Source organism: Arthrobacter sp. MMS24-T111, from assembly GCF_054888995.1.
In genome coordinates this window covers 75,212-96,080 of the sequence record NZ_JBTZRO010000002.1, presented here as the reverse complement: position 1 = coordinate 96,080, position 20,869 = coordinate 75,212, and the positions used below count along the sequence as shown (strand labels likewise).

Sequence of the window (20,869 nt, the reverse complement as noted above, 5' to 3'; positions counted from 1 at the left end):
AGCACCTACGAGCCAGGGGAGATCGTCGCGATCGGATACGTAGGCCGCACCGAAGTGGCTCGCAGCGTCCTCCGCACCGCACAAGGCCCCAAACTGCGCCTCATCGCCGAAACGAACCAACTCGAGGCCGATCCTCAGAACGTCGCCTTCATCCGAATCGAGATTGCCGATAACGACGGCGTAATCGAGATGCTTCAAGATGACACCATCGAGGTCGAGGTCGAGGGCGAGGCAACTCTCATAGCCATGGGCAGCAGTGCCCCCGCAACGACCGAATCTTATAGCTCTGACAGGCACTCGACTTACTACGGCCGGGCTTTGGCGATCGTTCGAAGCACTGGCGCCGCCGGAGAGATCCATGTGCGCGCCACAAGCCAGCGGCACGGCACCGCCACCGTGCAGTTGAGCGCACAGAGCGCATCCCTATGCGTATAGGGATACTTGGTGCGGCACGCATCATCGGCGGAGCCCTCACAGGCCCGGCGACGAGAGTGCAGGGGGTCACGGTCGCTGCGATCGCGGCACGTAACCCCCTGCGGGCGGCCGCCGCCGCCAAGCGGCACGGCATCGAACAGGTTTATCGAAACTACGACGAATTACTTGCCGATGACTCACTCGACGCCGTCTACATTCCCCTTCCAGCAGCCCTGCACGGCCGGTGGGCCCGGGCAGCCCTGGACGCCGGCCGCCACGTGCTCGTCGAAAAGCCGTTCATGGCAAACGCCCACGAGGCAGAATCTGTCGCCCACATGGCCGCCGACGCCGGACTGGTCCTCATGGAGGCACACCACACGGCGCATCATCCGTTCACAACACGGATAGGCGACATCGTCGAGTCCGGGATGCTCGGGCCAATCGAAACCGCCCATGCCACGTTCAGCGTGCCGATCCCTCCAGGCCGGGACATCCGCTGGAATTTTAGGCTCGGTGGTGGAGGGCTCATGGATGTCGGATGCTATCCGCTCCGCATGCTGCACGACGTCCTCCGCTGCGAGGCGACCGTCATATCCGCCGAAGCCAAGTTCAAAGGAGACATCGACCGCGCTATGACTGCACGCCTACGGTATGGCCCCACGCACGCTACGGTGAGGAGCTCGATCTGGTCGCGAAGTTTGTTCTCGGCCCGCGTTGACTTGCAAGGCACACGCGCACGGCTGCGCGTCTGGTGGCCCTACCACCCCCAGCAGGGCGGGCGCCTTCGTATCGAAGGTCCAGCCATACGGGAGCGGGAGTCAGCGAACAGGCGCTCAAGCTACGACTACCAGCTCGAAGCATTCCGTGACGCGGTTGAACAAGGTGGACCCAATATCACTGACGCAGCGGCTGGAATAGCGACCATGAAAACGATCGACGAGATCTACCGGGCGGCCGGCATGCGCATACGAGAACCAGGCCTTTAGAGAATAACCAAGTCACCAAGATGCCACCGAGGACGTTTGGAAAAGCACACCCGGTGACATGTGCCCCTGCAGTCCGCAACTGAAAGTCGCTTCCCATGCACTCTTACCCTCAACCACTTGCACCTCAGCCGGGCGAGACACCGATCACCAGATTTCTTCTCCAGGGGTCGTCGAAGTGACAGTAAACGAAGCCTCTGCCCTTGATGACGCCCTGAACAACGCCCTGGAGATCGTGCTTGAAGCGGCAACCAGGCATAAGACAGGAATTCTGGTTACCCGAATGGAGGCCGGGCGGTACGTCGTTCGAGCCCATCCGACCGTCCCCCTTGGTCTGATACGCCAATGCCACTTTTAGACTGTTGGATCTGCCGCAGCTGCCCCGTCTGGAGGCGTTAGACCTTGGCCACGTCTTCACCAAGGGTCAGTACCGCCAGTGCTGACCGAATGTAAGGGATGGGGTCGGGATCTTCGCTGGCTGCCCAAAGCAGCCAGGCTTCGAAGGACGCTCCGTTGAGGGCAGCACAAAGATACCGTGCGGTGTCCTCAGGAATGCCATGGGCAGTGAGGTAGGAGCGGGTCTGCTCACGACGGGTGCCCAAAAAATCCTGACTCCGGCTCATCAGCTCCGGGTGCTCAGCGATCAGACGGAGCCTTCCGCGCGTCACGGCAAGGTCCGGGAGAACGGCAGCCCCGGCAAGCACTGCTTCCCGCAGTCCGTCCAAGATTTCCTTGTTTGACATGTCGGGGGAAGGGACTGCCTTCAATGCGGCTGCGGACGCTTTAAGGACCGGTCCCATCCCACCCCACACCAGGTCAGCTTTATTCGCAAAGTGGCGGTACAGGCTTTTGCGCCCGACCCCGGCCTCGCGCGCAATGTCTTCCATCGAGGTCTGCTCGTACCCACGCTGGGCAAACATTCGCAGAGCAAGGGCGGCGACCGCCTCGGGATCGATGCTCACAGGCCGCCCCGTCGGGCGGGTGGAGGTGATGGGATCATTCGAAAACATCTCACCAGTATTCACCCTTCCATAATGACACAGTGTGTCATAAGATTGGCTGCAACATTGTTTAGCGTCTGAAAGGACATCATGGGCAACGAAGCCACGTGGCACGAAACCATCACCAACACCCGTTTTGCAGGAAAGACCGTTATCGTCACGGGGGCAGCGTCCGGCATTGGGAAGGCGACTACCCTGCGCATCGCCAGGGAGGGCGGCAAGGTCATCGCTGCGGACATCAGCAAAGAGCGCCTCGATGCCTTGGTGGAAGAGAACAGTGGCCTGGACCTGGTGCCCGTCGCCGGTGACATCTCCACCGAAGAAACCGTGGCGGCAGTCATCGCCGCCGCCGGCGGACGCGTGGATGCCTTGGCCAACGTCGCTGGAATCATGGACGATTTCGCACCTATCCATGAGGTGGATGATGATCTTTGGGACCGGGTTTTCCGGATCAACGTCACCGCCCTCATGCGCCTCACACGCGGCGTTGTGCCGCTGATGCTGGAAGCCGGGGCGGGGTCGGTAGTGAATGTCTCCTCGGAGGCCGGCATCCGTGGTTCGGCTGCCGGGGCTGCGTACACGGCGTCCAAACACGCCGTTGTCGGCCTTACCAAGAACTCCGCAGTGATGTACGGCCCGAAGGGCCTGCGCTTCAATGCCGTGGCTCCGGGACCCACTCTCACGGGCATCGTGGCGAACTTCGGATCCCAGCTGGCCACCGAACGCCTCGTTCCACTCATGCAAGCCAACATTCCCACCCCCGCCACGGCGGCGCAGCTTGCTGCTTCGATCACGTTCCTGCTCAGCGATGACGGCACCAACATTAGTGGCGCCATTTTGGCCTCCGACGGAGGCTGGTCAGCGATTTAGCTGCCTCGGGATCGCTCTTCGAGCTAACCGGCGAGGGTCCTGTATCGCGGCACCTGACATGAGGTATCGGACGCTCACACGAGAAGCCAACGGCAGTTGCGAGGCGAAATGATGGCCAAAAGGTTGGCGTCTCGGGACATCAACGTCGACCGAAATCTTCAGGACGACGTATCCGACGACTCAAGCTCCTTTTGAGCGGACAACTTCGAGCCAAGGATCTACGTATTGAATCCGTGAATGCTATCCGCAACGGTGGCCACTTGACGGCGCCTAGGGTGTCCGTTGTTCAGCTTCAAATCGTCCCATAACAGGAGTTTGCCCATGTCTGCACGCAGCGCCCTTGACCCCTCCAATACCAGAACCCGCCCGTTGGTTGCGGTTTTAGCTTTCGCCGGGATAGTTGCGTCGCTGGCGCATACTTTGGCGGTCCCACTCCTGGTTGAGCTGCCGAAAATTTTCGACACCACCCCTTCCAATACTTCCTGGGTGATCACCGTGACACTCCTGGCGTCAGCCGTCATCACCCCGGTCGCCGGGCGGCTGGGGGACATGTACGGTAAGCGCCCGGTTATCCTGGGCTCCTTCGTTCCCCTGATCCTCGGGTCGGCTATTTGCGCCGTGGCTGACTCCGTGGTCCCCATGATCATCGGTCGAGGTCTGCAAGGCCTCGCAGCAGGCGTGGTCCCTTTGGGCATCAGCCTCCTAAAAGACGTGCTTCCACCGGGCCAACTGCGCGGGGCCATTGCCCTCGTCAGTTCATCGCTGGGTATCGGCGGCGCCCTCGGTCTCCCGATCGCCGCCGCGGTTGTCCAATTCAGCGATTGGCGCATCCTCTTCTGGGTCACGGCGGCGGTCAGCCTGCTGTGCCTGATGTTGATCTGGAGAGTTGTTCCGGGGGCTGTCGCTCCAGAACGTGCCGGGAAGTTCGACTTTCCCGGAGCCTTTGGTCTTGGTGCAGCCCTGATCTGCCTCCTGCTGGCCGTGTCCAAGGGGGAGACTGGGGCTGGGGAAGTCCGGTAGTGGTGGGTCTCTTGGGCGCGGCAGTCTTTCTCTTCGGGTTTTGGGGCTGGTGGGAGTTGCGCACCCTTTACGCCCTGGTGGACCTGCGGGTGACTATCCGTCGGGCGGTGCTGCTGACGAATGTGGCGTCGATTCTGCTGGGCTTCGCGATGTATGCCCGGTCGCTGATTCTTCCCCAGGTCTTCCAGCTACCTACTGAGACGGGTTACGGCCTAGGCCAGTCGATGTTGCAGATGGGCTTTTGGATGGCGCCGGCAGGTCTGGCGATGATGCTTGTTTCGCCGCTGGGAGCCAAGCTCAGCGCCAGCAGGGGGCCGAAGATGACGCTGGTTGCGGGCGCTGTAATTACGGCGTCCAGCTACGCCGTATCCACATTCATGATGGACAGCGTCTGGGGCTTGATGGCCGCTAATGTAATCGGCGGCATCGGGCTCGGCTTTGCTTATGGTGCCCTGCCGGCCTTGATCATGGGGGCCGTACCCAATACCGAGACGGGGTCGGCGAACAGCTTCAACGCGTTGATGCTGTCCGTCGGCATGTCCATCTCCGGCGCGGTCATCGGGGTGGTGCTCGCCCAGATATCCACGCCTTCAGGTTCGCACTTGGTGGCAACAGCCGACGGCTTCAGATACGGGTTGTTTATCGGCTGCGCTGTGGCCCTGGTCGCCGCCCTGGCTGCCCTTGCCATACCCAGGAACCGGACGTTGGAGCGGGACGGGGAACCACAGCAGTACAACGAATCATCCGCAATACCCAAATAACCACAAACAACACTGGAGTTGAGCTGTGAACGAAGGCCCCTATGACTACATCATCGTCGGAGCGGGATCCGCGGGATGCGTCCTCGCTAACCGGTTGACGGAGGACCCGAAATTAAGGCTCTCGTGCTTGAAGCAGGTGGGCCGGATCCGCACCGTATGATCTCCATCCCCAAGGGAATTGCCTTCGCCCTGAGCAACCCCAAGCACGTACGCCTGGTTTTACCCTACCGAGCCCTTCGGCCCCAATGGCAGGTCGAGTATTGGGCCCGCGGAAAGGTCCTTGGGCGGTTCAAGTTCCGTGAGCGGAATGGTCTACAACCGGGGGTCGCAGGCCGACTACGTCGGCCTTGAAGCATTGGGAAACCCTGGCTGGGGGTGGGACGAAATGCTCCGCGTTTTCAAGAGCATGGAAGATCAGTCGTTGGGTCAATCCGATATGCGTGGTGCTGGTGGCCTCTTCAGGTGGGCGTCCGCAAGGACAGCGAAACGGTCGGAGAGGCCCTGATGAAGTCCGCCGGTGGCCTGGGCATCGAGACTGTCTGGGGTCTCAACGACTCCGACGGCCAACGGATCGGGTACGCGCCGGCGAGCATCCGCGACGTAGTACGGGTCAGCGCGGCCAGGCCTTCCCTACGTCCGGCCCTCAAACGACCCAACCTCACCCTGCGCACCAATACAACGTGTCCGGGCTGACCTTTAACGGCGAGACGGTTACCGGGGTAACGGCGCTGGCGGGGGATTCGACGTGACCTTCAGCGCCAAGCGCGAAATCATCCTTAGCATGGGCTCAATCGCCACACCCCAGCTGCTTGAGGTATCCGGCATCAGACGGCGTGACGTACTCACAGCCGCTGGCAGCGATGTTCGCGCAGAAAGCGAGAACATCGGCGAAGGCGTACGCGAACACCGATGCCTGCCGCTTCAGGTCCGCCTGAACAAGAACATCGGCTGCAACAAAAAGCTTTCCTCCCCGCCCAGGCAGGGTTAGCGGCCTTGAGTGGATGCTGACCCGCAAAGGATCGATTTCCACACCCGCCTACGACATATTGACCTTCTTCAAGACCGCGCCGGAACTTGCACGCCCGGACGCGCAGGTACTGTTCCTCAGGTGCAGGGTCCATTGGTTCCGACATCAAAAAAGGCCCGGTTACTTCCTGCTCGGATTTGCCCTGCGGCCCACCAGCGAGGGATCAGTGCACATCACATCCAAGGATCCACGGGCCACCCGGTTACCCCCCGGATCACTCCCAATTACCTGTCAATCGAAGACGACCTTCGGAAAGACCAGGAGATCCGACAGCCTGCCGGCGCCCGGGGGTTTCGATGGCAAGCGAGGGCGGGCTAATTCATCAGCCCGCCCTCGTGGCTGGTACTGGTTGAGATAACGACGAACAGCAACGAGGCGAGGATGGGCGCTGCAACGATCCTGGACATCCCCCAGATCATCATGCCGCGGAAGGTTTTTCGCGTTTTCTCCATCGGTGTTGGCACCCGCGAGTGCGCCGCCGGTGGAGAAGGGGCTGGAGTCCACGGCCGATCCGGCGATGCAGAGGGCGATATCGAAGCCGAGAACGCCAATGGTTCCGGTGGTGAGCAGGGGGCTGCCAGTGGGACGAGCACTACGAACATGGCGTTGGTGGAGGCGAAGGCTGATGCAAAGCCTGAGCGACCAGCATCATGAGAACGGCGAGGAGCGGTGTGCCGTTGCCTGCGACGGAGTTGACGACTTCTTTGATGACTCCGGCTGTTTCCAGGATGGTGATGTACGTGACGATGCCGCTGATGAGCAGGATGACGTTCCAGCCGATGTGGCCCCAGCGCTTCCTGCGAGTGAGCGCCCACCAAGGTGCTGGCCATGAGCATCACCGTGACGATTTTCTGGCCGGTCCAGGTTGCTGACTTGGTGATGGTTGCCGTGCCGACGCCGAGGTATGAGGTGGTGGCGTCTGCGGTCTCTTCTTCCCGTCCGCCCCGCATCAGATCTGTCTTCGCGGCAGGATGAAGGCCACGGTGTTGATGACAGCGTTTGCGATGAAGGTCCAGAGGAGGAGTTGGCCAGCGTCCACCGAGACGCCGACTTTGTCCAAGGACACCGTCCACGGACCTCGCCGCGCCGGTTGCCCGAGCCATGTTGTTCCGGGCCTTGCCCTTGTTCAGCCCTGCGGTGCCCAGTTAACGGAGGGTGTTGTATGCACAGCTGGGACCCGAGCAGTGGTCAGGCCGCAGTTGACGGTAGGGGCGGCAGATCCTGCCGGCGCAACGCTGTCGCCAGATTGAGCTGGAGCTTCAGTTTCGGCGCGGCTTATGCGGTAGTGAAATCCGGCTCGTTCATCTAGGGCCCATACTTGGTATAAGTCTGCTTTCTCGAAGAGCCGCCGGCCCTCGACCGGTGAGTGTATCCAAAGAATGCTTCCATCTTCGGTGACCGCGTCTACGATGCCGGTGCTGACTACGGTGCCCTGTAGTCGAATTTCAACGCTCCCGCCGCTGAGAGAGCACCAGTCGTTGATGCGCCGCTGTGTCATGTCAGTACTCCTATTCTCAAGTTATGCCCACCAGGAAGATCCGTACTGGGGCGGAGGGGTCAAAGCACGGCTGGTTCAGTGACACATTCCAAACCCAGCGAGAAATCGCGGAGACGTCCGCAGGAGCCAGTGGTTGTGGTGCCTTCAATCAGTGGCACGACAATGGCTGCCGCGAAATGAATTGGGGCCGGAACAGTCGTCAGGGTTTCAGTGCCCCGAGCACGCAGCAAAGTGAGGATTCCACGCGCATTTCCGGTTCCCCACAGCTTCTGGACAGTGGGCGCTGGGCGGCACGCTCAGAAACCTGACGCGGTTGCTATTGGATTGTCAGTGGAGTGTCATCTGAGTCCTAAAGGATTCCATTCGCCTTTGCGATTGCGCCCAAGTGGGCGAGGCTGGGTTTGGGGAATCGCTCGAAGGTGGTGCGGTCAACGCTGATGAGGCCGAAAGTGGGGTCCCAATGGCCCCACTCGTAGTTATCGAGCAGGCTCCAATGGAGGTATCCCCGAACATCTGCCCCGTCCTCAATGGCACCGGAGAGGCCAGCCAGCGCTTCGTCGATGTAGGCAATTCGACGTGTGTCATCTGCCGTGGCTATGCCGTTTTCAGTGATCAGCATCGGTAGGCCGCTGACCTCCCAGACGTGCTTGACTGCCATCGCAAGGGCGTCCGGGCGGTAAGCGACACCGGTCATAGTGTTGTCGGGGTGCGGCGGGTGGGGGACTATGCCCTTCGCGTCAACCGACTGGGTGGAATAAGCCTGGACACCTACAAAGTCGTCTCCCTTTGAGCCCTCAAGGTACAGGTCCTCCTGGTCGTAGCGGACCTGCTCAAACTTCACTTCATTTCCGACAGTTGGGGTGAGAGCGGGATTTGCGATGGTCCAACCGACCTTGGCGCCCGTACGTTCCCGGACGATATCGCGGACGGCGTGGTGGACCTCGACGAAGCGGCGTCCGAATTCCGGGCGGGGCGAAGGCAGGTTCGCGGCGATGCGCTCCCGGTCGTATTCGCCCTCGACGGTTGGGCTCTGCCATTCCGCGCGCTTGCCGGTGCGCATGTCATCTTCGAGCATCACCATCATCGCGAGCATGTTGGGCTCGTTCATGGTAACGACCCATTGCACTCCGGCGAGGATGTCCGTGGCTGCCCTAACGAACGCTGCGAAGCGTTCAATCGCCGTCTCGGCCATCCACCCGCCTTCTTCGGCGAACCAGCGCGGGACGGTGAAGTGCTGCAGCGTGATGACAGGCTCCAGCCCCAGCTCGCGGGCGGTGTCAATCATGCGCCGGTAATGCGCCAGGGCCGCCAGCGAAAATTGGCCTTGTCGAGGTTCGATCCGCGCCCATTCGATTCCGAACCGGTAGGCGTTGCATCCGGAATCTGCGAGGAGTTGCATGTCCTCCCGGTAGCGGTGGTAGCTGTCGACAGCGTCGCCGCTAGGCTCAATGCCCGGCGTGGTTCCTTCGCGGGCCCACCAGTCGCTGTTGGTGTTGTTCCCTTCAATCTGATGTGGGGCAGTGGAGGCCCCCCATAGAAATCCTTTGGTAAAGCGGGAGAGAGTCATCACGAGCCTTTCAAAGTGTGAATTACGGTGGAGATACTGGCAAATCAGTGGTGATCTGGTTGTCTCAGTCAACTAAGGGTCAGGGGCTGGTGAGAAGCTGGGCGGGCGAGGCCTCGGCAGCCTTGTGCGGCAGGCGTGCCTCCAGTGTGAGGATGACCGGTTCGAGGCCTTCGGCCGATACCGTCACAGTAATCGTCCCTGGATTCGTCGGCCTGACAATGGCCAGCGCCCGTCCATCGAAGGTGGTGCGCTGGTGCGCATCGAACCGCTCCTGGGTGTCCGGGCGGGCACTCGCAAGGCCCTGGAGTACGCCCGGGCCCTCAACGGTCACGTCGACGAGTACATCGCGGGCGCTGGCAAGATTCCCCTGGGCGTCGCGGAGTTCAACGGCAATGTAGCTGAGGTCGGAGTCGTCTCCGCGCAGCTCGCTGCGGTCGGCGAAAGCGGTAAGCAGGGTTTGCCCTTGCGCCGAACGCAACACCGTGCGCCCGTGCTCCACGCCGTCCTTGTACGCGACGGCAGTGAGCTCTCCTGGCTCGTAGGCGATGTCGAAATCGGCGATGAACTGCTTCGATGCTCCCGTTGCCGAAACGCCAACCGATCGGCCGTTGAGCAGCAGTTCCACCTCGTCCCCGCCAGTGTAGACCTCGACGGCAATCGGGGCGCCGTTCGGGATGTCCCAGCTCCAGCTGGCTACGGAGTCACTCCATGCCCACATTCCGGGCAGTACATCCCGGCCGTGGTGCTCGGCACGGAGCACCGCGATGTACGGCTCGGTCCGAAGGCCGAAGACGATCTCGCGGTAATAGGAGATCGGGCGGCGGTGGCCGGTGATGTCAATGTCGCCTGTGTGCGCGGACAGCCACGGGAACGGCGCTTCAAATTCGGGTGGGGCGTCAGCGTACTTGACACGGCCTGCCCCGACCTCGCCGAGGTAATCCCAGCCCGTCCAGGTGAAGTCCCCAAGGACGCGCGGGTTGTTCTGGACCAGGTGCCAGTTGTGGGCGATTCGGGGCGGGTAGGTCTCAGTGCCTATGACCAGCCGGTTGGGGAACAGTTCACGGTCCAGTTCGTAGCGGGCCTCGCCGTAATTCAGGCCTGCAACGTCGAGCATGGCGAAAGACGCCTCGGTGCGCTCGGTGACCATCGGTGCGGCGCTGATCTGGCCCATGAAGTCGGCGGCGTTCATGATTGCGTTGACACCGCCGTCGCCGTTTGCCGCGCCCGCGTTCTCCTGCATCATCCCCATGACGTCGCTGAGCACGGAAACGAATGGATTGATTCCGTTGGTGACAAAGCGCGTGCCGTCCAGAGAGTTGACTTTCTCGGCGAGGACGCGTCCCCATTCGGAGCCGAGGGGGTCGCCGGTCTCGAAGATCTCGTTGCCGATGGAGTAGAAGACGACACTAGGGTGGTTGTAGTCCTTCCCAACCAGCGCCTCGACGTCGCGCTCCCACCACTCAGGGAACGACAAAGAGTAGTCGAACGCAGATTTTCCCTCCGTCCACATATCGAATGTTTCGTCCATCACCAGCATTCCGAGCCGGTCGCAGGCATCCAGCATCGCGGGGCTCATTGGGTTGTGTGAGCTGCGTATCGCGTTGAATCCTGCTTCCTTGAGCAACTCGATCCGCCGCTCTTCAGCGCGCGCGATGGTAGCCGTGCCCAGGGGGCCGTTGTCATGGTGGATGCACGCGCCTCTCAGCTTCACCGACTCACCATTGATCCGCAGACCGTGTATAGGGTCCAGCTGAAGTGAACGGATACCGAAGCACGTCGCCTCCTCGTCGAGGACGTCGGCGATGTCCTCCAGCACGGTGCGCGCGGTGTAGAGCACAGGACTGTCGACGCTCCACAGCGAAGGGGCCTCAACATAGAGCCGTTGACGGACGACGGCGGAGGCGCCGGCGCGGAGTGTGACGGGCGCGGAGCCACCCGTTATATGTTCGCCGCCCTGGTCGAGCAGTTCGGAGCCGACCCTGACTGTCCGGGTCTCGACGCTTTCATTGACGACCGTCGTCGCGACCTCGACGACGGCGCGGCCGGTGTCGATGTCCGGGGTGCTGATCCGCACCGGTCCGAGGTGTACCAGTTCGGTGACAATAAGGTTGACGTCCCGGTAGATGCCCGCTCCGGTGTACCAGCGCGAGTCGTCGTGTGCGCGCGCGTCGACCCTGATGATGTTCTCGGCGCCGTACCGCAGGAAGGGGTCCAGCGGCACGCGGAAGGGCGAGTAGCCGGAGGGCCGCTGACCGGCGAAGGTGCCGTTTACGTAGACCATCGCGTCCCGGTAGACGCCCTCGAACTGGAGGGACACCCGTTTGCCGCGCCAGGCTTCGGGAACGTCGAAGTTTTTGCGGTACTCGAACGCGCCGCCGGGGTAGTACGCGGTGCGGCCACCGGACGGTGCGCCCGCGCTTCGGGGCAGAGCCAGAATCGCGTCGTGCGGCAAGGTCACGGGCGTGCCCTCCCCGGCGCCGCCCTGCAACTGCGCAAAGGGGCTAATCTTCGGGGCGACGCGCCAGTCCCGGTTGAAGGATTTCATAGTCATCTTGCTGTTCCTCGCTTGCGATGGTCGGGGCGACCGGGGTCGCTCTACTACTACTGAAATTGGGAGTTTCGAACGACCGCCGTGCTCGTGGGCAAACCAGTGATGAGCCGGCAACTCTCTGGCCCCCACACATCGGTCAGCGCACGCTCTTGACGCGCAGGAGAAGGATCAGGCCGCCCCCTCGCGTGCGAACCCGCCTGCGATCATGTATTGCAGCGGCACTAAGCGTCGGGCACGTTCTTCGTAGAGTAAGCCCCGCGACAGAACCCCAGTCACTGGGATCGTGCGCTGGTTGCGGCCGGAGGACCACATCGGGATGATCCTGGCCATGGATCTGGCTCTCTAGGAATCCTGGCCTTCGGGGGCGAGGAGCTACGGCAGCGTAAATCTCATGCTCGTTGGACTCCGCTGGCCCGTAGCAGCTTGCGGGCCTCTCTGCGTTGGCGTTGGCGGTCCGGGTCAGCCGTGGGCGCAGCAAGCAGCAGGTTCTTGGTATAGATGTTGCTCGGATTAGTGGTCACCTGAGCGGTGGGCCCGGTCTCGACGAGTTCTCCCTTATACATGACGGCTACTCGATGGCTGACGTGTCGCACCACTGCGAGGTCGTGAGTGATGAACAAGTAGGCCACTCCGGTGCTCTGCTGCAGCTCGATGAACAGATCCAAGGCACGGGCCTGGGTAGTGAGATCCAGTGCAGAAACGGGTTCGTCGCAGACGATGAGGCGCGGCTCTAGCGCAAGTGCCCGTGCGATTGCTACCCTTTGACGCTGGCCGCCGCTGAACTCCCGCGGATACCGTTCCGCGGCGTTGCTGGGCATGCCAACCCGGTCCAGGAGGTTGCTGACCGATCGGCGCGCTTTCCTCGGATCTACTCCTTGGGCGATCAATGGTTCGGAAAGGATGTCGGCGATCTGCAGCGCCGGGTTCAGCGACGTATATGGGTCTTGAAAGACCACCTGAATATCGCGGGCGAGAGGCCGACGGGCACGGTGGCTCAGATGCGTGATGTCGCGGCCGTCGAAGCGGATTGAGCCGGCGGTTGGTTTTGCCAGGCCAAGTACGGCACGCCCGAGCGTAGTTTTCCCCGATCCCGATTCGCCAACCAGTCCGAGAGTCTCTCCGGGGGCGATAGTCAGCGATATGTCGCGCAGTACTTCTGGAGCTGTTCCCCGCAACCCGCGGCTGGGGTAGCTAAGCCTGAGGTTGGAAATTTGTAGTAGATCTGTCACTTGCCCTCCTTGGTGGCGGCCGTGTGAACCGGAATTGGAATTAGGTCGCTGCGCACTGTGTCTTCATCGAGGATGGACCCGATGAGTTCCTTGGTGTATTCGTGGCTCGGGGCATGGAAAATCTGGCGTAAGTCGCCCCCTTCGACTAGCTCTCCTTCGCGCATGACCAGGACGCGGTCGCAAAGGTCCGCGACCACTCCGAAGTTGTGAGTGACAAGCAGTACTCCCATGCCATATTCATTTTGGAGATCCCGCAGCAGATCGAGGATCTCAGCTTGCACCGTTACGTCCAGGGCTGTTGTGGGTTCATCTGCGATCAGCAGCTTCGGGCGGCTTGCAACGGCACCTGCGATGAGCACCCTCTGCGCCATGCCACCAGAGATCTGATGGGGATAGGACTTGAAAGTACGCTGCGGGTCGGCGATTCCAACCCGTCCCAGCAATCCGAGAACAGTTTGTTTTGCCTCTTTGCGGGACATGCGGTCCTTCAACGGTTCGACGAGCTGGCTGCCGATGGTGAAGGAGGGATCCAGGTTTGCCATTGGTTCCTGCGGTATGTAGGCCACGACACCGGCCCGGACTTTTCGCATCGCCTTGCGGTCTTTGCCGAGCAAAGGTTCTCCGGCTACCTCCATGACGTCGGCGTTGATTTTTGCCTCCTTGGGGAGCAATCCGAGAATGGCGAATGCGGTTTGGGTTTTACCCGAACCTGATTCGCCCACCAGACCGACAATCTCGCCGGGCCTGACGTCGAGGGAAACGCTTTTCACCACTGCTTTGACGCTTCCATCTGGCTGTGGGTACTTCACCCGCAAATTTCGGACGGCCAGAAGTCCGCCGGGGATGCTGCGAGCTGGGGCAACTGGAGCCGATATTTGTGTTGCATCTTCTGCGTCGGGTGTCTTGCGGAACGCCCGTTTCTTAGCCAGGGCGGTGGGTGCCGCCAGAGCATCACGATAGGCGTTTCCAAGGAGCACGAGCCCACCCGAAAGCAATCCGAGGAAGACTGCAGGCCACACCATCTGCTCCGGACGGGTGTAGATGTTGAGGAACGCGTCGCTTGTCATAGCACCGAAGCTTGGCGTGGTTGACGATCCAAAGCCGAGAAAGGCGAGCCCCGCTTGTACGCCGATCGCGGCACTTGCCATAAAGGCAGCCGAAATGATGATCGGTCCGCGGACAGCATAGAAGACGTGCCGGGACAAGATACGCCACGTGGAAAGCCCCGAGACCTTGGCCGCGTCGACGTAGAGTTCGTTTCGGACTCCGACTACCAGGTTGCGAACCAGCCGGAAGATGTTTGGCGACAGGAAGAAACCAAATACCAACATCATTCCCTGGTATGAGGATCCCATCACCGGGTAGAGCACCATCACGAGCACCAGCGCGGGAAAGGTCATGAGCAGGTTGAACGCCCAGGAGATGATCGAATCTGTTCTGTTGCCGACATAGCCTGCCACCAGACCGAATAATGTACCTATGCCAAGGGCCATGCCTGCACCAATCAGGGCGGAGATAAAGGAGACCTGCAGCGAGGCAAGCGAGCGGGCCCAGAGGTCGCGGCCATTCTGATCCGCTCCCAACGGCCAGCCCGGGGTGCCCGCCCGAGCATTGACGTGCTGGAGAGAGCTGAAGGCGGGATCATGGGTGCTGAGCACCGGTTCGAGCACGGCAAGAATGGCAAGTATGGCGAGTGCTACGAGGGAGAACAGCCCGAGCGGCTTGGTCAGAAGCCGTCGGAAGGCACCTGCTCGGCGCTTCGCCTCCGGCACGCTGGCCAGGGTGATGGTTTCAGGATCTGGAATAGTCATGACGTTCTCGCCTTAGGGTTGAGCCATCCGTTCAGGACATCGACGACGAGGTTGACCACAACCACCAGGCCGACGCCGAACAGGGTTACGCCGAGCATCGCCGGCAGATCTCCTTGGAGGGTTGCAGTAAAGCCGTACGTGCCGTAGCCGGGAATGGCAAAGATTTTCTCGATGAACAACGACGCTCCGAACAGTGTGATGAACTGCAGCGAAAAGGTCGTGAGCGAGGGGCTGGCTGCGTTCCGCATCGCGTGTTTGAGAAGGATAGCTCTCTCGGAGACCCCGCGGCTGCGGAGGGTCCGGATGTAGTCGCGGTTCAGTTCGTCGATCAGCGAGCCACGGATCTGCGAGGCGAGGGCGGCGATGCCGCCGATGGACAGGAGCACTGCGGGAAGGATAACCGACGCGAACCATCCCATCGGTGATTGCGAAAACGCTACGAAGCCTACGGCCGGTACCAGTTTCAAGGTGATGGCGAACAGGTACACCATTCCGATGCCGAGGATGATTCCAGGAAAGATGAATGACAAGGTGGTGATTCCCTGGAGGATTGAGTCGAGAAGGCCGCCGCGGGCTGCGGACGTAACGCCGAGAACCAGACTGATCAGGATGGTGATGATGCAGGCGAGCAGCACGATCGACAACGTAACCGGCAGGCGACCGGCCATAGCGTGGGCGACCGGTTCACTGGCTGAAATACGACCGCCCCAGATCTCCCTGCAAGGCGTGGGTTACCCAGCTCCAGTACTGCTCAAGGATGGGGCGGTCGAGACCGAGTTTCCGTTCAAGAATAGTGATTTGGTCAATGGTTGCGTTTGGCCCCAGAATGTTCAGCGCGACCGGGATGTTGGCGCCGAAGGTCAGAAAAAAGGTGATGGCGGTGACGATGAAGACCAGGAGGATTCCCTCGCCAATTCGTCGAAACAGGAAAGTGAGCACAAAAATCTCCGAAGTCTGCGTGCGGGAGCCGAAGCCCCCGCACCACAGTGGATATGGCTAGCCGTTGCCAGCGGGTTGGAAGGGCTCGACACCCATACCGAACTGAACCGGCGGGGTGTACTTGACGGTTTTGGGGGTGACATAGAAGCCGCCGATGTCGCTGATCGGGACAGCCCAGGAATCATTCACCCAGTACTCGTTGATCGCCCGGAACGCTTCCCCCTGCTTATCCTCGGGCGCTGCATTGGCAGCGGCCTCAAGTTTGTCAAGCTCCGGTGTTGTGTACTTAAAGGGATTGAAAATACCTGACTTGGAGGCGTTGTAGTCCTGGGCATCCGAGCCGCTGAGGCCGTTGTACATAAAGAACATGCCGTAACTGCCGCCAAAGACCTTCTGATAGAACTGCTGGAAGGGCACAGATTCCCACGTCACTTTCACGCCGATGTCGCTCAGTGACTGCTGGATAACTGACTCAAATGCCGTAGTGACGCCGGTGACGCTGGGCATGGTGACAGCGAAGCCATCTGCATAGCCGGCCTCAGCGAGCAGCTTCTTGGCCCGTTCCACGTCGTACGGGGTCTTTGTTTCCAAGTCTTTGCTGTAGGCGTCGCCTTGCCCGCTGAACAGCTGGTTTGTCGGCGTTTTGGTGCCGGGATTCAGTTTGGTGGCGATGCCCTGTCTGTCGATGGCGAGGTTTATTGCCTGCCGTACCCGAGCGTCTTTGAGGGCCGGAACGATTTTGCCTTCCCGGTCTACAAGCCAGAGAGCGGCGACAGTAGACGGCTTTCCTTCACCAACCGTAAAACGGTCCGCCGGGAATTGCGCTTTGGCATCCAGCGAGCTAAGACCCGTGTAATCAAGTTGCCCGGACAAAACTGCGTTCTGGGCGGCAGTCGGGTCCTGCATGATCTGGACGTCAACAGTTTGGTAGGGAAATGCGTCCGCGTTCCAATAGTCAGCGTTCTTCTTCAGGACGTAGCGGGAACCTACCGTGGACTCATCCTTTGAGAGGGCGTAGGGGCCGGATCCGACCGGCCAAAGCTTGGCGTCCTCGGCCGTCAACGAATCAGGATCTCCGACAACTCCGCCCGTTCCAGACAAAGAAGGCAGGAACGCTGCATCCGGAGCCGAAAGAGAGATGACCACCGTGGAGTTATCAGTCGCTTCTACCTTGGAAATTAAGGCAAAGTTCTCCTTGGTTGAGGCCCCGACACGGGCTGCTTCAACTGACGCAGCGACGGCTGCCGCGTCGACCGGATGCCCACTGGTGAACTTCATACCCTCCCGGATGCTCAAGGTCAGTTGTGTCCGGTCTTCGTTGTACTGCCAGGATGTGGCGATGCCCGGTACAAGTTTCCCATCCACGGCGCGGTGGATGATGGAGTCATAGGCCGACATGAACAGTGTGGCGTCGCCACCGGACCAGTTGCCGACCTGGAAGTTCGACGGCGGGGCCGACAGAGACAGGCGGAGGGTCTGCGGGCCTTCCTGCCCGTCTGTTCCGGATGTGCCGGTCGAACCTGTGCAAGCGGTGAGCGTGAGACTTGCCGCAACCGCAACAGCGGCGGCGCGAGCCCAATTTCTCGTCTTCATGAAGACTTCCTTGTCAATGAGGGAGCTGCTGTAAATCCATGGATGTCCTGAGGCTCGGCCGAGACTGCCATGGACACTCAGTAAGGTGCGTTCTGTGAGTGCGCTCACGTACCACGCGATACCTACAGTAGGGCACACGTGGTACCTGCGTCTAGAGGCTATTTTTAGTCAAGTCCTCGAAGATCGTTAAGCCTCCGCTCGTGCGCCGGCTTCGGGTGCAAGGCGCTCTTCTCTTTGTGGATTCCGCCCGCAAGAATCCGGCACAGGCGCACGTGGGGACCCCCGCTACCCCCGGTGCATAGTCAAGAGGCTGCCGGAGGATACACCGCAGTTCCCACGTGCCGCTCTTCAGGATTCCTGACGCCTTCGGTGCGGTCGTCATACTCCTGTTCGCGTGTTTACAATGACGCCTGAGGCCGGGAGGCCTCGTCCAAGACAAGGTGAGATTGATTTCGGTACTCGCCGGTAACGGCCACAGCGTTCAGTTTCGGACTCTTGATCGCAGCGAAGCCCCGCGCTCTAATCAGTTATCTCCGCGGCCCGACTGCCATTTCGGGGCTGCCCGATCCGTTGGGTGCGCAGCGATAAGCGGTGTCCTGTCAGACAGGCCCAGGCCCAGACGTTCATCATTCCTGCCGGCCTGCTCTATGCCGCAAGCTGATCGCGCTACTCGCAGGCATGCTCCTGAGCCGGGATCGGAATCTTTTATGCTGCGGACATTTCCCTGTGCCTGGAAGTGCTTGCCGAGGAGGACACAGGCGGACCGCCTCGCCGGTATGCATTTCTCGGCGTTAATCCCCGATTCGCAGTGGCCGCTGAATGCTCCACTATTCGGCGTGGTTAATGTGACCGGAGATGTCCGCCCCGTCTCAACTTGATTCGCCGGGGTGCAGGCTCAGGGCGAGGTCGTTGCCATTTGAGGAAGGCAATTTTTCTCCTTTGATGGCCGCCGTAAACTGGGCCACGGCCAGATCGATGAGTCCCCTCATGTCGACCACGATCGAAGTGAGGCGGGGGCGCCATAGCTGACCTAGCTCGCTTCGGTCAACGCCCACAACCGAAATTTGATCCGGTACGGAGAGCCCAAGCTTCTCCGCTGCACTCAGCACAGCCAGGGCCACCGAGTCATTGTAGGCGGCTATAGCGACTGGAATTTCTTTCTGGACTCCGCGAAGGGCAGTAATTGCCCCTGCGATCTCCATCGGGACGACGATGCGCTGCGGCTTCGGGATGCCGCGTCGTTCACAGGCTTCCGTAAGGCCAGTCGTCCTGCGATCACCAAAGGGATCAGGCCTTCCATTATCGAGTCCTGCATAGACGATTTGGCGGGGACCGTTCTTTGTCAGCTCAGCTACCTGTAACTCTGCGATGGCGAAATCTGTTGGCATGCCGTTTGCGAGGATCCCCCGGTCCATGTCTGGGACAGTAGGCACACCATTCGCTGCCAGGCGTTCCCTGGCGGTCCGTGGCAGTGATCCGAGATCCACGACTGCCATGGGGCGGAGCTTGAGGATCGATGTAGCCGTTGTCTCTGGGTCAGGGCCGACAAAACGCATCACTACGTTGACGCCGGCATCATCGAATTTCTCGGCCAACTGTTCCAGCGCCTCCTGGAGGTTGGCCTCGAGGGTCGTATTTGGTGCGAGGAGAACTATGGTGTCGCTGTGCCCCTTGACCAAACTCCGGCCGGCGGGCGAGGGAAGGTAGTCCAGCTCTGCTGCGGCCATCCGAACTTTCGCTCGTGTCTCTTCGGGAAACCGGCCCTCCCTCCCGTTGAGGATATGGCTGACAGTGGCTCGGGAAACACCGGCACGTTCGGCAACGTCGGCAGCCGTGGCCGGCTTGGAACGCATCGTCCGTTGTAGCATGCGGTCATTTTCTCACAGCTTGTTTGGAAATAGGCCAAATAGCGGGTTGCGTGTATCGCGCGATACCCCTACGCTTTCAATCACTCGGTATCACGTGAGACTCTTTAATTTCGTTCTCTTGCCGGGGGAGTAGTTATAGCTGGGGAAAGTCTGTGCGTGTTGCCCCGGACCCCGGACTCAAGGGTGCGTTGCAAGGACCTCGACTCGTCCTGAGAATGTGACACTCTGCCAAAGGCTTCCGCGAATGCCGTGTGCTTGGGCGCTTCCGCTGAAAATCACAAGGCTTGGTTCCGTTCGTGTCGGAACAGTCTCTGATGCCCCGGCAGCGAGAAAAGCGCGATCACCGGGAAATCGACCAGAAGCGAAAGGAAACACCATGACAGGTTTGCAGCGGTGGGCAGTTATAGGCACAGGCGCCATCTCGCGGACGTTCGTGCAGGACCTGTCCTTGTGCGATGGCGTGGAGATAGCTGTAGTTCACAGCAGGGACGCGACGAAGGCCGCCAATTTTGCGGCCGAATTTTCCGTCCCTCATTCCACTGCCAATCTGGATCTCATACTGGCGGATGACGGGGTGGACGTACTTTACGTTGCAACCCCCTTCGCGACCCACCGCGGGATCGTAGAGCAGGCGTTGCAGGCTGGAAAGCATGTTCTCGTCGAAAAGCCGATGGCACTTACCGAAGCTGAAGTGATTGAACTCTTCGAGATTGCCAAAGCGCAGGAGGTATTCCTGATGGAAGCGATGTGGATGAAGTTCAATCCTGCCTTCCGTCGGCTTCGCTCCGAAGTGGAGGGCGGCCGTATTGGTGAGGTTCGCAACGTTCGTGCAGCATTCTCTTTTCCTTTCCCGGAATCCATGGGAACCAGCCGTTGGGATCCTCGGCGCAGTCCAGGATCGCTCCTGGACCAGGGCATCTATCCGGTAACACTCGCGCATTGCATGCTAGGGACACCCGAGTCAGTGCAAGCCAGTGGCATGGTTCGAGAGAACGGAGTGGACGAAGCTCAGCACTACACACTTGAATTTTCGGCCGGCCGCTTTGCACAGTGCGTTAGCGGCATGACGGAATTCTCTGACCCATCGGCGTCAGTGAGCGGCACCGGAGGTTGGATAACCCTACCTGCGCCGTTCTGGTTCACGACGGACCTCGACATCCACGCCACAGGAGCAGGCGTGGACCTGTTCACCAATCCAGAAAAGGTGCGCTTGCCACGTGAAGGCAACGGATACCTCCCCATGATCCGCTCGGTGGCAAAGGCTGTTCAAAGCGGCCTTCGGGAACATCCCGAACATACGGCGTCGGACACTATTGCCGTGTTTCGCACCCTCGACGCCATTCGGGCAAGCTTCAGCGCCAATGGTCCGACAACACCCGCAGCATTCAGCGTTGAAGCCGTCAAACCCAGCGCATGGATTTCCTGAACTGCATGGGCAGCGACGTCATTTGAAAGCCAGAGATATTGACCAGCCTCTCCAAGAAGCGTTGCATCCGTCACCAGGGATGGTCGAAGTCAGGGTGGAAGATCCCTCTCGGGTCAACGGTGCCATCAGCAAGGCGATCGTGGCGGTGACGGATGCAGCTGACCGTCACCAGATAGGGATCTTGATCACGCAAACCGGGCCGGGACTCTACACAGTTCGGGCGCACCCAGCCGTCCCTTACTGATTCGTCCGGGAGCGCCACCGATGACCAGTCGCGGCACGACGAGTACACCATCAACGCTCAACCCACA

The 20,869-nt window shown here is 60.7% G+C and carries 19 protein-coding genes and 1 pseudogene; 9 read left to right on the top strand and 11 right to left on the bottom strand.

Annotated elements, in window-relative coordinates; genetic code table 11:
* Positions 1-54: 54 nt before the first annotated feature.
* Positions 55-435, top strand: a complete 381-nt coding sequence (locus ACX5I6_RS20375) for a hypothetical protein (protein WP_461841843.1) — start codon at positions 55-57, stop codon at positions 433-435.
* Entirely contained in the window at positions 426-1,400 is a 975-nt protein-coding gene (locus ACX5I6_RS20370) for a Gfo/Idh/MocA family protein (protein ID WP_461841842.1), read from the top strand. The genes ACX5I6_RS20375 and ACX5I6_RS20370 overlap by 10 nt, the downstream gene beginning before the upstream one ends.
* 392 nt (positions 1,401-1,792) lie before the next feature.
* Here the strand turns inward: ACX5I6_RS20370 and ACX5I6_RS20365 are convergent, their stop codons facing one another.
* Positions 1,793-2,359 (bottom strand): TetR/AcrR family transcriptional regulator, encoded by a 567-nt coding sequence (locus ACX5I6_RS20365; RefSeq protein WP_461841841.1) that lies wholly within the window; start codon positions 2,357-2,359, stop codon positions 1,793-1,795.
* 129 nt (positions 2,360-2,488) lie between these two features.
* Between ACX5I6_RS20365 and ACX5I6_RS20360 the strand changes: the two genes are divergently transcribed.
* Positions 2,489-3,268: an SDR family NAD(P)-dependent oxidoreductase gene (locus tag ACX5I6_RS20360; protein WP_461841840.1), complete on the top strand. Its 780-nt coding sequence runs from the start codon at positions 2,489-2,491 to the stop codon at positions 3,266-3,268.
* A 218-nt stretch (positions 3,269-3,486) separates the two neighbouring features.
* Here ACX5I6_RS20360 and ACX5I6_RS20355 read toward each other — a convergent pair whose 3' ends face one another.
* Positions 3,487-3,762: a hypothetical protein gene (locus ACX5I6_RS20355; protein WP_461842004.1), complete on the bottom strand. Its 276-nt coding sequence runs from the start codon at positions 3,760-3,762 to the stop codon at positions 3,487-3,489.
* Between ACX5I6_RS20355 and ACX5I6_RS20350 the strand changes: the two genes are divergently transcribed.
* The 5 genes and pseudogenes from ACX5I6_RS20350 to ACX5I6_RS20330 all read left to right on the top strand — a co-directional run bounded on the left by ACX5I6_RS20350 (position 3,689) and on the right by ACX5I6_RS20330 (position 6,037).
* On the top strand, positions 3,689-4,288 hold the full coding sequence (locus tag ACX5I6_RS20350) for an MFS transporter (protein ID WP_461841997.1): 600 nt from the start codon (positions 3,689-3,691) through the stop codon (positions 4,286-4,288). The two genes, ACX5I6_RS20355 and ACX5I6_RS20350, sit on opposite strands and share 74 nt — an antisense overlap.
* 11 nt (positions 4,289-4,299) lie before the next feature.
* Positions 4,300-5,049 (top strand): MFS transporter, encoded by a 750-nt coding sequence (locus ACX5I6_RS20345; RefSeq protein ID WP_461841839.1) that lies wholly within the window; start codon positions 4,300-4,302, stop codon positions 5,047-5,049.
* A gap of 256 nt (positions 5,050-5,305) precedes the next feature.
* Positions 5,306-5,554 (top strand): annotated as a pseudogene (locus ACX5I6_RS20340) (GMC family oxidoreductase N-terminal domain-containing protein); the annotation flags it as partial.
* Complete coding sequence (locus ACX5I6_RS20335) at positions 5,512-5,742, top strand: hypothetical protein (protein ID WP_461841838.1); 231 nt, start codon at positions 5,512-5,514, stop codon at positions 5,740-5,742. The pseudogene ACX5I6_RS20340 and the gene ACX5I6_RS20335, both read left to right, overlap by 43 nt.
* Before the next feature lie 88 nt (positions 5,743-5,830).
* Positions 5,831-6,037, top strand: a complete 207-nt coding sequence (locus tag ACX5I6_RS20330; protein WP_461841996.1) for a hypothetical protein — start codon at positions 5,831-5,833, stop codon at positions 6,035-6,037.
* Between the two features lie 353 nt (positions 6,038-6,390).
* Here ACX5I6_RS20330 and ACX5I6_RS20325 read toward each other — a convergent pair whose 3' ends face one another.
* From ACX5I6_RS20325 to ACX5I6_RS20285, 9 genes are all read right to left on the bottom strand, one after another.
* A complete protein-coding gene (locus ACX5I6_RS20325) occupies positions 6,391-6,528 on the bottom strand; it encodes a hypothetical protein (RefSeq protein WP_461841837.1) in 138 nt (45 codons plus the stop codon).
* Between the two features lie 1,395 nt (positions 6,529-7,923).
* Positions 7,924-9,141: a glycoside hydrolase family 1 protein gene (locus tag ACX5I6_RS20320; protein WP_461841836.1), complete on the bottom strand. Its 1,218-nt coding sequence runs from the start codon at positions 9,139-9,141 to the stop codon at positions 7,924-7,926.
* A 79-nt stretch (positions 9,142-9,220) separates the two neighbouring features.
* Positions 9,221-11,692 carry a glycoside hydrolase family 2 TIM barrel-domain containing protein gene (locus ACX5I6_RS20315; RefSeq protein WP_461841835.1) on the bottom strand — a complete coding sequence of 824 codons (2,472 nt, stop codon included), beginning with the start codon at positions 11,690-11,692 and terminating at the stop codon, positions 9,221-9,223.
* A gap of 389 nt (positions 11,693-12,081) precedes the next feature.
* Positions 12,082-12,921, bottom strand: coding sequence for an ATP-binding cassette domain-containing protein (locus tag ACX5I6_RS20310; RefSeq protein ID WP_461841834.1), 840 nt, complete (start codon positions 12,919-12,921; stop codon positions 12,082-12,084).
* Positions 12,918-14,732: a dipeptide/oligopeptide/nickel ABC transporter permease/ATP-binding protein gene (locus ACX5I6_RS20305; protein WP_461841833.1), complete on the bottom strand. Its 1,815-nt coding sequence runs from the start codon at positions 14,730-14,732 to the stop codon at positions 12,918-12,920. The genes ACX5I6_RS20310 and ACX5I6_RS20305 overlap by 4 nt, the downstream gene beginning before the upstream one ends.
* The gene (locus ACX5I6_RS20300; protein ID WP_461841832.1) at positions 14,729-15,367 is read right to left on the bottom strand and encodes an ABC transporter permease; all 639 of its coding nucleotides are present in this window, start codon (positions 15,365-15,367) and stop codon (positions 14,729-14,731) included. Before ACX5I6_RS20300 ends, ACX5I6_RS20305 begins: the two co-directional genes overlap by 4 nt.
* A gap of 49 nt (positions 15,368-15,416) precedes the next feature.
* A complete protein-coding gene (locus tag ACX5I6_RS20295; protein ID WP_461841831.1) occupies positions 15,417-15,671 on the bottom strand; it encodes a hypothetical protein in 255 nt (84 codons plus the stop codon).
* A 57-nt stretch (positions 15,672-15,728) separates the two neighbouring features.
* Complete coding sequence (locus ACX5I6_RS20290) at positions 15,729-17,264, bottom strand: ABC transporter substrate-binding protein (protein ID WP_461841830.1); 1,536 nt, start codon at positions 17,262-17,264, stop codon at positions 15,729-15,731.
* 869 nt (positions 17,265-18,133) lie between these two features.
* Positions 18,134-19,117, bottom strand: a complete 984-nt coding sequence (locus ACX5I6_RS20285; protein ID WP_461841829.1) for a LacI family DNA-binding transcriptional regulator — start codon at positions 19,115-19,117, stop codon at positions 18,134-18,136.
* Between the two features lie 391 nt (positions 19,118-19,508).
* Between ACX5I6_RS20285 and ACX5I6_RS20280 the strand changes: the two genes are divergently transcribed.
* A complete protein-coding gene (locus ACX5I6_RS20280; protein ID WP_461841828.1) occupies positions 19,509-20,558 on the top strand; it encodes a Gfo/Idh/MocA family protein in 1,050 nt (349 codons plus the stop codon).
* Positions 20,559-20,869: the final 311 nt, after the last annotated feature.